The 9303-nt window shown below is 66.0% G+C and carries 9 protein-coding genes; 5 read left to right on the forward strand and 4 right to left on the reverse strand.

Going from position 1 to position 9303, the window contains the following annotated elements:
• Window positions 1–227 precede the first annotated feature (227 nt).
• Both AC30QB_RS06900 and AC30QB_RS06905 read right to left on the reverse strand, forming a co-directional pair.
• Window positions 228–962: a glutathione S-transferase gene (locus tag AC30QB_RS06900; RefSeq protein WP_489545452.1), complete on the reverse strand. Its 735-nt coding sequence runs from the start codon at window positions 960–962 to the stop codon at window positions 228–230.
• Between the two features lie 49 nt (window positions 963–1011).
• Complete coding sequence (locus tag AC30QB_RS06905; protein ID WP_489545453.1) at window positions 1012–1242, reverse strand: SDR family oxidoreductase; 231 nt, start codon at window positions 1240–1242, stop codon at window positions 1012–1014.
• Between the two features lie 163 nt (window positions 1243–1405).
• Between AC30QB_RS06905 and AC30QB_RS06910 the strand changes: the two genes are divergently transcribed.
• Window positions 1406–3361 carry a DNA/RNA non-specific endonuclease gene (locus AC30QB_RS06910; protein ID WP_489545454.1) on the forward strand — a complete coding sequence of 652 codons (1956 nt, stop codon included), beginning with the start codon at window positions 1406–1408 and terminating at the stop codon, window positions 3359–3361.
• A 6-nt stretch (window positions 3362–3367) separates the two neighbouring features.
• On the opposite strand, the gene AC30QB_RS06915 is transcribed toward AC30QB_RS06910, so the two are convergent.
• Entirely contained in the window at window positions 3368–4150 is a 783-nt protein-coding gene (locus tag AC30QB_RS06915; RefSeq protein WP_489545455.1) for an SDR family NAD(P)-dependent oxidoreductase, read from the reverse strand.
• A 168-nt stretch (window positions 4151–4318) separates the two neighbouring features.
• Here AC30QB_RS06915 and AC30QB_RS06920 point away from each other — a divergent pair, with 168 nt between their 5' ends.
• The 4 genes from AC30QB_RS06920 (at window position 4319) to AC30QB_RS06935 (ending at window position 8653) form a co-directional block, all read left to right on the forward strand.
• Complete coding sequence (locus AC30QB_RS06920; protein WP_489545456.1) at window positions 4319–4798, forward strand: hypothetical protein; 480 nt, start codon at window positions 4319–4321, stop codon at window positions 4796–4798.
• Between the two features lie 67 nt (window positions 4799–4865).
• The gene (locus tag AC30QB_RS06925; RefSeq protein ID WP_489545457.1) at window positions 4866–6374 is read left to right on the forward strand and encodes a glycine betaine ABC transporter substrate-binding protein; all 1509 of its coding nucleotides are present in this window, start codon (window positions 4866–4868) and stop codon (window positions 6372–6374) included.
• A 225-nt stretch (window positions 6375–6599) separates the two neighbouring features.
• The gene (locus tag AC30QB_RS06930; RefSeq protein ID WP_489545458.1) at window positions 6600–8090 is read left to right on the forward strand and encodes an arylsulfotransferase family protein; all 1491 of its coding nucleotides are present in this window, start codon (window positions 6600–6602) and stop codon (window positions 8088–8090) included.
• Between the two features lie 44 nt (window positions 8091–8134).
• On the forward strand, window positions 8135–8653 hold the full coding sequence (locus AC30QB_RS06935) for a DNA-3-methyladenine glycosylase (protein ID WP_489545459.1): 519 nt from the start codon (window positions 8135–8137) through the stop codon (window positions 8651–8653).
• 6 nt (window positions 8654–8659) lie between these two features.
• Here the strand turns inward: AC30QB_RS06935 and AC30QB_RS06940 are convergent.
• Window positions 8660–9303: uroporphyrinogen decarboxylase/cobalamine-independent methonine synthase family protein (locus AC30QB_RS06940; RefSeq protein WP_489545460.1), on the reverse strand; the 644-nt coding region annotated here is incomplete at its 5' end.

Consider the following 9303-nt stretch of genomic DNA (forward strand, 5'->3'; position numbering starts at 1 on the left):
CTCTGTTTTGAGACTCGCATGAGAACACAGACCCTCTCGGCGCCAGGGCTGTCACGAAGCCGCTGCCCAAGCGCCGATTTGACCCCGTGCGGCTGCGCGATTTCATTTCTTCAACGGCTTCATGGACCTCAGCCCTTGCATGGGCTTCGTTCGACCTGACCCTTCGATCCCTCTCAGGGCGAACGTAGCTGTGCGGCCCTGTGTCTTGTCAAGAATGCGGCACTGCACTAGGGCCGCAGGTCCAGCGCCTCATAGCGGCGAAAGATGCCCTGTTCGTTGAACGGGATGCGCCGCTCGCTGCGCAGGTAAGCCGCCACCCGGGGCAGCGCCGCGATGCGCTCGTGCAAGGCCACGACCAGTGGCGTCTTCTTCAACAGCGCCTCAGCCGCCGTCGGAAACGCGTAGCGCAAACCCTCGATCAGCTGGAACAGCGACAGGTCGGCGTAGCTCAGCTTGCCTCCCACCAGGTGGCGGGGCCCGCCCGTATTGCGCGCCAGGATGTGCTCGAACCACTGCAGGTACTTGGGCATGCGCTCGCTGCAAAAAGACTTGGCGCGGCGCAGTGACTCGGGCTTCTGATCTTCGTAGTAAAGGCCCGGTGCAATGGGGTGGTGCGTGTCGTGTGCCTCGCTCACCATGTCGGCGATGGTGAGCTGGATTTGCTGCGTCCAGGTGCGCGCTTGCTCGCTGCGCGCCACCAGCTTGAGCGTGGGCGCAAGGTAGTGCAGGATGGCCGCCGTCTGGCCCACCAGCACCGGCCCGTCTTTCAGAAAAGGGGGTGCAAAAGGTGGGTGAACCAGGGTGTCGTCTTGCATCAACTTCAGCAAGGCCTGCTCGCCGTGGGCCACGTCTTTCGCGCCACGCGCCACGTCTGCATACGGCGCACCGGCCGCCTCCAGCGCCAGCCGCACGAATTCGCCGCGACCTTGAATGGTCGGCCAGTAGTGGAGTTCATATGCCATGCGCGGGACTGTAGCGCTCAGCTGCGTGCTGCAGACTGGGTGTGGCCGCTCAGGCTTGCGTTGTCGCAGCCCGCATGCGCGCTTCGCGCTCGGCCTGCGCGACCGGGTCCCAGGCATGGCGCGGGCCGATGAAGGCGCCGCCGTCGACCAGCAAATGCTCGCCCGTCACGAAGGCCGACTCGTCGGTGGCGAAGAACAGCACCGCCTTGGCGATGGGCTGCGCATTCGGCGCGCCCTTGGCCATGGCGGCCTTGATTGCAGGCGCGGCAGAAGCCGGCACGCGCTCGGTGTTGGCCGTGAAGATGTATCACGAGCAAAGGGTTCACTTGCCGCCCGGCAGGTGGGCGTTGCCTTCATGACCACGGCGGTGGCGTCGCGACGGGTAGGGATGGCGTTGTCACCCTGCCCTGCTAGCGTGCTGCCTCGTCAACAGGAGAGAGCCCATGTCGACCACATCATCCAAGAAAAAAGCCAAGCCTTCGAAAGCCAGCCCTCAGACCCCAGGCGAGCAGAGCAGCCTGCTCCCCGCGCTGCGGCGCTATGTGCGCGCCAAGAGCGCCGAGCTGCTGCATGACCCCAACATCACGAGCGTGGGCATAGGCTACAAGCAGGTGGCGGGCGTTGCCACGTCCGAGCTGGCCATCCAGTTCACGGTGGACAGCAAGGTGGTGCCCCAGGCCATTGGCGGGCTGGGCAGCTCGCCCATCCCCAAGACCATTCAGGTGGCGGGCCGCTGGGTGCCCACCGATGTGATCGCGCGCAGCTACAAACCCACCTATCTGAAGGTGCAACCGCAGGAGAAAGACCCGCGCAAGGTGCGCGCCGACGTCATGGCGCCGGGCATGAGCGTGGGCAATGTATTCACCTCGGCGGGCACCATCGGGGCTTTCGTGCGCGACCGCAAGACCAAGAACATGCTGCTGCTGTCGAACTGGCACGTGCTGCACGGCCCGCTGGGCACCCTGGGCGTGGACGTGGTGCAGCCGGGCAAGCACGATGACAACCGCGTCGAGCTGAACAAGGTGGGCACGCTGCTGCGCAGCCACCTCGGCGCGGCCGGCGACTGTGCCGTGGCCACCATTTCGGGTCGCGCCTACTCCGGTGAGGTGCTTGGCCTGGGCGTGGCGGTGAGCGAGATCGGCGACCCCGAGATCGGCGACCGCGTCGTCAAGAGCGGGCGTACCACCGGCGTGACGCGCGGCAAGGTGGTGCGCATCGAAGTCAACACCAAGCTGAGCTACGGCGGCGGCGTGTCGGCCAGCATCGGAGGCTTCGAGATTGGCATCGATGCCGACGCCAAGCCGCCCGAGGGTGAAATTTCGCGCGGTGGCGACTCGGGCTCGGCCTGGATGGCCATCGACAAGCAGGGCAAGCCCACCGACCTGATGCTGGGCCTGCATTTCGCGGGCGACGCTGATGGCACGCAAGCCGAGTTCGCCTTGGCTTGCTATGCCGAGTCGGTGATGACGGCGCTCGAAGTGGAGCCCGCGGGGCCGGTGGCCGAAGCGGCCACACTGGCTGATGGATTGGTGCCGCGAGAAGGTTTCGACCGGCAGTTCTTGAAGTTCAGCATTGCCGCGCCGAACTTCCTCAAGGGTCGCGAGCGCGACCTCGTGCCGCTCGATGGCGAGCTCGAGATCAAGTACTGCCACCACTCGGTGTGGCTCAGCCGCAGCCGCAAGTACCCCCTGTGCGTGGCCTGGAACATTGATGGCAACAGCTTCAAGCGGCTGAACCGCACCAACTTCCGCACCGACCGCCGCGGTGACCTCTCGCAATACCAGCTGACCGATGCCGTCTATGTGCGCAACCCGCTCGACAAAGGCCACATCGCACGCCGCGCCGACCTCTGCTGGGGCACGCTCGATGAAGCGCGCCAGGGCAACTACGACAGCTTCTACTACACCAACATCGTGCCGCAGCATGAAGCGTTCAATCAAAGCGGCAACACCACTGACGACCCGGAAGGCGGGGTTTGGGGGCGGCTGGAAAACACCGTATTTGATTCTGAAAACCCGCACCAGCTGCGGGTGAGCGTGATGGGCGGGCCGGTGTTCGGGCCGCAAGACCGCACGTTCACGCAGAACGGCGAAACCTGCCTGGTGCCTGACGAGTTCTGGAAGGTGATCGCCTTCACCGACGACAAAGACCAGCGCGAGAAAGTCTTCGGCTTTCTGCTCACGCAAAAGCACCTGATCGAGCCGCTGACCGTGCCCGAATCGTTAGACCTTGAGCCGTGGCTCTGGGCCCGCGTGAGCTTGCGCGACCTGGAAAGCCGCACCGGTGTGCGCTTCTCGCAGGCCATGCACCAACGCGAGAGCGCCTTCGTGGCGCCGCAGGTGGCGGGCGACGTGCCGACGATCCGCTTGCTGCTCTCACCGGCGGAGTACTTCGCCTAGGGCGCCTTAGGCGATGGTGTCGACCACGCCACCATCGACCCGCAGCGCGGCGCCGGTGGTGGCCGAGGCTTGCGGTGAGCACACGTAGACGACCAGATTGGCTACTTCGTCGACCGTGGCCATGCGCCCGATGATGGAGCTCGGTCGACGGGCCTTCACGAATTCGGTGCCCACGGCCTCGATCGACTGGCCCGACGTCTCGGCCACCCGCTTGAGCATGCCGCTCACGCCCTCCGACGCTGTGGGGCCGGGCAGCACCGCATTTACCGTGACCCCGCTGCCGGCCACGCGCTTGGCCAGACCGCGTGAGACGGAGAGGTTGGCCGTCTTGGTGAAGCCGTAGTGGATCATCTCGGGCGGAATGTTCAGGCCCGATTCCGACGAGATGAACACCACCCGGCCCCAACCGCGGTCGACCATGCCTTGCAGGTAAGCCCGCGAGGCGCGCACACCCGACATCACGTTGATGTCGAAGAAGCGCTGCCATTCAGCGTCGGGCGTGTCGAAGAAATCCTGCCGCGCGTAGATGCCGACGTTGTTGACCAGTATGTCGGCGTGCGGCACGGCGGCCACGAGCGCCGCGCAGCCTTCGGCGGTGCCGAGGTCGGCGGCCACGCCGCGCGCGAGTGGGCTGCCCAGCTCGGCCAGCGCACGGTCTACCGCCGCCTGCGTGCGGCCGTTGACCACCACCCCTGCACCGGCGCCGGCCAGGCCCTTGGCAATGGCGAAGCCGATTCCGGCCGTGGAACCGGTGACGACGGCAGTTTTGTTCGTAAGGTCGATCTGCATGGTGTGGCGGGGTGGGTGGCGGGAGGCACCGAGGGTACGGTGCACGGGTTTGCCCTGGGTGATGTGCGGCCATTCGTGGCATGTCGCGGTGCTGTCACACTCGGCCCATGTTCGCAAGGCATTGCAAGCGGACGCCCACACCCTTACACGACGAGAAAAGAGGAGACCATGGACGCCTTCTACTACTGGAGAAACTACGAGCAGGATCTGAAGGCTGGCTTGTCGGGCTACTTCAAGTCCACCTCTGACAAGCTGCAGATCCTGGCCGACGGCCAGCCCGAGTTCATCTGGGTCTTCAAGACGCCGCAAGGCCGCAAGGGCCAGCTGCAGCTGCTGGGCCGACTGCACTGGCGCGAGGCGCCGACCAAGGGTTTTCGCAAGGAAGCCGGCTACTTCTACATCCACTACGACGCCAACCACCCCAAGTCAGAGCTGTTCGTCGACAGCGGTACCGACGCGGCGCTCGACACCACCACCACCTGGGCCTCGCGCCACTTCCAGCAGATGCGCACGGCCAACTTCAACGGTGCCCACGGGCAAGAGGCCCTGCGCGGCCAGCCGCTGAAAGAGCTTGAAGCGCAAGCACGTGGCTTCCAGCGCAAGCCGGTCGTGGCGCCGGTGCCAGGCGATGAGGTGGTAAAGGCCTGAGGCCCACGCTCGCCTTGAGCGTATGGCCCGTTATCGTGCGAGGTCTCACTTGCCGGAGACTTCACCGATGCGACTAGCCCTGCCTCTGCTTCTGGCCGCCGCACTGCTCGTGTTCACGAGCCCTGCTGCGCAGGCTGACGGCGCCACGCTCACGGTGGGCTCCAAGCGCTTCACCGAGTCGTACATCCTCGGCGAGATCGTCATGCAGGCCGCGAGGGGTGTGGGCGCACAGGCCGAGCACCGCCAAGGGCTGGGCAACACGGCGGTCGTCTACGAAGCCTTGAAGGCGGGCGCGATCGACGTGTATCCCGAGTACCTGGGTACTGTCGATGCCGAGATCCTGAAGCACCCGCAGCCGACTGACCTCGGGGCCATGCGCACCGAGCTTGCCAGGCAAGGTCTGGGCGTGGCTGTGCCGCTGGGTTTCGTCAACGGCTATGCGCTGGCGATGCGCGAGAGCGAGGCCAAGCGGCTGGGCATCAAGCGCTTGAGTGACCTGAAGGCGCACCCCGAATTGCCTATGGGCCTGTCGCATGAGTTTCTGGGCCGCCAAGACGGCTGGCCCGGTCTGGCGGTGCGCTACGGCTTGCCGCACAAGCCGCTGGGCATCGACCACGGCATCGCCTACGAAGCCCTGAACACAGGGCGCATAGCGCTCACCGACATCTATTCCACCGACGCCAAGATCGCCGAGCTGAAGCTGGTGGTGCTGGAAGACGATCTCGCCTACTTCCCGCGCTATGACGCGGTGCTGCTGTATCGGCTCGACGTGGTGCAGCGCTTCCCGGTCGCATGGAAGGCCATTGCCGCACTGGAAGGCCGCATCAGTGCTGCCGCGATGATTGCGATGAACGGCGAGGCCGAGCTGAAAGGCCGTGGCTTTGCCGACATCGCCCGCGGCTTCTTGGCGCCGCAACAGCAGCGCAGCACCGCAGCGCAAGGCGGGTTGATGCAGCGGCTTTTCGCCGACGACCTTGGCCGGCTTGCCGGGCAGCACCTGCTGCTGGTGGTGATCGCGGTGCTGGCCGCTTGCGCCGTGGGCATACCGCTAGGCGCTGCTGCCGCTGCCGTGCCGCGGCTGGAGCAGCCGGTGATGGCGGTGGCCGGCCTGCTGCAGACGGTGCCCTCGCTTGCGCTGTTGGCGATGCTGATCCCGCTGATGGGCCGCATCGGCACCGGGCCGGCGCTGGTGGCGCTGTCGCTCTACGCGCTGCTGCCCATCGTGCGCAACACCACCACCGGCTTGCTCGGCGTGCCTGCGGGCTTGCGCGACGCCGGCACGGCGCTAGGCCTCACGCCGGCGCAGCGCTGGCGCAGCGTCGACCTGCCGCTGGCCGCGCCGGTGATCCTGGCCGGCATCAAGACGGCGGCGGTGATCACGGTGGGCACCGCCACCATCGCCGCCTTCATCGGCGCGGGTGGTTTTGGCGAGCGCATCGTGACCGGCTTGGCGCTGAACGACCACGCGGCATTGCTGGCGGGGGCCATCCCTGCGGCGGTGCTGGCCGTGCTCACGCAGCTCGTCTTCGAGCTGGCCGAACGGCGCGTGCGCCGTGCACCGGCCAAACGCGAATAGGCAGGGTACTTGCCGCTTGTTCCGCCCTTCAGGCAGCGGCTGCGCGGCCCACACTGACCGCACGATTCGTTGATCCTGCGGGCAACCTGGCCTGCATGCGCCGCCAGCAGCACGCTACGGCAGTGGCATAGGCCTGCACGACGCCGGGGTGATGGTCGCCCCGGGCCGCTTGGGGCTATTCTTGGTGCTCGTGTTTCCGAACACCGCATCACCTAAGGAGCCACTGTGTTGCGCAACGCCACCAAACTCTGTGCTATCTGGCTTCAATGCATCGTGCTGGCCGGTCTGGCCTCATGCGGCGGCGGCAACGACGGCTACTACCGCTATGCGGGCCCGACGCTGGCCAACGCGAATGTCACGCGGCTGCTCAGCTCGGTCGACGCCATCGGCGTGGGTGGCGCCGACCTGATCACCCACAACCCGAGCTATGCCGACCTGCAGCTGCAGGCCAACCGCGCTGGCGGGCTGGTGCAGCTGCGCTTCTCCTGCACCGGCTGCAACATCACGGTGAGTGCGGCCGGTACCACCGTGGGCGCCAACCAGTACATCAGCGTGCCGTTTGCCAGCCTGGCGTCAAGCGCCAATGCCCCGGTGACGGTGACCGACAACCAGAGCGGGGCGGTTGCCAACTACACGCTGCGTGCACGCCCGCTCGACCACGCGCCGTACACCATAGGCACCAACTCAAGCCCTGAGGCGGGCGACCTCTACCTCACGCCGTTCGACCCCGAGGGCTACGGCGCCAGTTTCGCCTACGTGGTGGGCACCGATGGCGGCCTGAAGTATTACTACCGCAACCCACCGGGGCGCGGCGAAATTCTCGACTTCAAGAAAACCATCATCCCGGGCGGCGTTACGCGCTACAGCTTCTACGACGAGGCCGCCGCCGGCATTCGGGTGATGGACGCCAACTTCGCCACGCTGACCGTCGTGCAGGCCCAGCCTTTCCCCGATGGCAACACCTATGCAATCGACGGCCACGACCACGTGATCGTCGACGACGGCCACTACATCGTCGGCGTGCATGCATCGAAAACTGTCAGCAACATTCCAGCGTTGCCCGGCCAGTCGCTGTACGTGGGCGGCACCGGCCTGCAAGAGATCGTGGGCGGTGCGGCCGCCTTCAGTTGGTTGTCGACCGACCACACCGAGCTGTACGCCTGCTCGGCGCGCGGCAATGTCTACAGCGCCAACAACGGCGCCGACTACATGCACTGGAACTCGCTGCTCGTCGATGGTGACGGCAACTGGGTGGCCTCATTCCGTCACCTCGATTCGGTGCTGAAGATCGACCGTGGCAGTGGTGCCGTGTCGTGGGTGCTGGGTGGCTCCTGCGACCAGTTCGCGCTCAGCGCCGCGCAGAAGTTCAGCAGCCCGCACGATGCGCGCCGCGCACCCGACGGTCGGTTGACCGTGTTCGACGTGGGTGCGGCGGGCGTGCTGTCGCGCGTGGGCGCCTACACGCTCAATGAGGCCGGCAAGACGCTCACCGCCTTCACGGCCTACACCACCGACGCGCACTCCAGCTACAACCTCGGCAGTGCGCAGTTCTTTGTCAGCGGCCATGCGCTGGTGGGTTGGGGCGAGTTCAATGGGCAAGACGCCGATGTGTCCGAGTACGACCTCACCACAGGCGCTTTGTCCTTCGAGCTGACGCTGCTGCCGAGCTACCGCACCAACGGCTATTTCTCATATCGGGCGAAGAAGTTTCTCTGACACCCGCCTCGCCCCGCATCGACTTTCTCGAACCCGCCGACCGGGTGGCCAGTGCCCTCATCGGCGCGCAGGTCTATGTAGACGGCGTGGGCGGGCGCATCGTCGAGACCGAGGCCTATGACCGCGCAGACCCAGCGTCGCACAGCCACTCTGGCCCGACCGAACGCAACGGCGTGATGTTCGGCCCACCGGGTCGGGTGTACGTGTACCGCTCGTATGGCATGCATTGGTGCCTCAACTTCGTGTGCCGCGAAGAAGGCCACGGCGCGGCAGTGTTGATCCGTGCGATCGAGCCGCTGCAAGGGCTGGACGAGATGCGCGCACGGCGCGGGCTGAGCGACGAGCGCTTGCTGTGCGCCGGCCCTGGCCGGCTGGCGCAGGCGCTGGGTGTCACGCGCGACCTGAACGGCGTGCGGCTCGATCACAAGCCGTTTCAGCTGCGGCCCCGAGACGAGGCTGTGCACGTGGTGTCCGGCCGGCGCATTGGCATCTCTAAAGCGGTGGAGGTGCCGTGGCGCTTCGGCCTGGCGGGCTCGCGCTTTCTCAGCAAGCCGTTTCGCTGATCAGCGTCAAGCGCCCCACACCTCGCGCGCCGTCTCCACCACCAGCTTGAGCTTGGCGCGCTGCGCCTCCACCGCGATGTTGTTGCCGTGCACCGTGCTTGAGAAGCCGCACTGGGGGCTCAGGCATAGCTGCTCCATCGGCGCGTACTTTGCAGCCTCGTCGATGCGCCGCTTGAGCGCGTCTTTGCTCTCCATCTCGCCGAACTTGGTGGTGACCAGGCCCAGCACCACCGTCTTGCCCTTGGGCAGGTAGCGCAGGGGGCGGAAGTCGCCCGAGCGGTCATCGTCGTATTCGAGGAAGTAGGCGTCGAGGTTCATCTCGGCCAGCAGCGCCTCGGCCACCGGCTCGTAGTTGCCGGCGGCTGCGTGCGTGCTTTTGAAGTTACCGCGGCACAGGTGCATGGCGAGTGTCATGCCAGCCGGCTTTTGCGCGACCACGAGGTTGATGAACTTGGCGTAGCGATGCGCCAATTCGTTGGGGTCATCGCCCCGGTTTTTAGCCGCTTCGCTCATGTTGACATCGCACAAATACGCCAAATTCGTGTCGTCCATTTGCACGTAATCGCAACCCGCGGCGCTGAGTGAGCGCAGCTCATCGCCATAAGCTTTAGCGACGTCTTCGTAGAATTCTGGCTCCAGCTCTGGGTAAG

The sequence above is a fragment of the Rhizobacter sp. genome, from assembly GCF_046595475.1.
Lineage (GTDB): Bacteria > Pseudomonadota > Gammaproteobacteria > Burkholderiales > Burkholderiaceae_C > Rhizobacter.

What these genes read in the sequence shown, in the direction of transcription:
- AC30QB_RS06900 (WP_489545452.1), bottom strand. Translation starts at nt 962, where the DNA reads ATGGCATATGAACTCCACTACTGGCCGACCATTCAAGGTCGCGGCGAA.
- AC30QB_RS06910 (WP_489545454.1), top strand. Translation starts at nt 1,406, where the DNA reads ATGTCGACCACATCATCCAAGAAAAAAGCCAAGCCTTCGAAAGCCAGC.
- AC30QB_RS06915 (WP_489545455.1), bottom strand. Translation starts at nt 4,150, where the DNA reads ATGCAGATCGACCTTACGAACAAAACTGCCGTCGTCACCGGTTCCACG.
- AC30QB_RS06920 (WP_489545456.1), top strand. Translation starts at nt 4,319, where the DNA reads ATGGACGCCTTCTACTACTGGAGAAACTACGAGCAGGATCTGAAGGCT.
- AC30QB_RS06925 (WP_489545457.1), top strand. Translation starts at nt 4,866, where the DNA reads ATGCGACTAGCCCTGCCTCTGCTTCTGGCCGCCGCACTGCTCGTGTTC.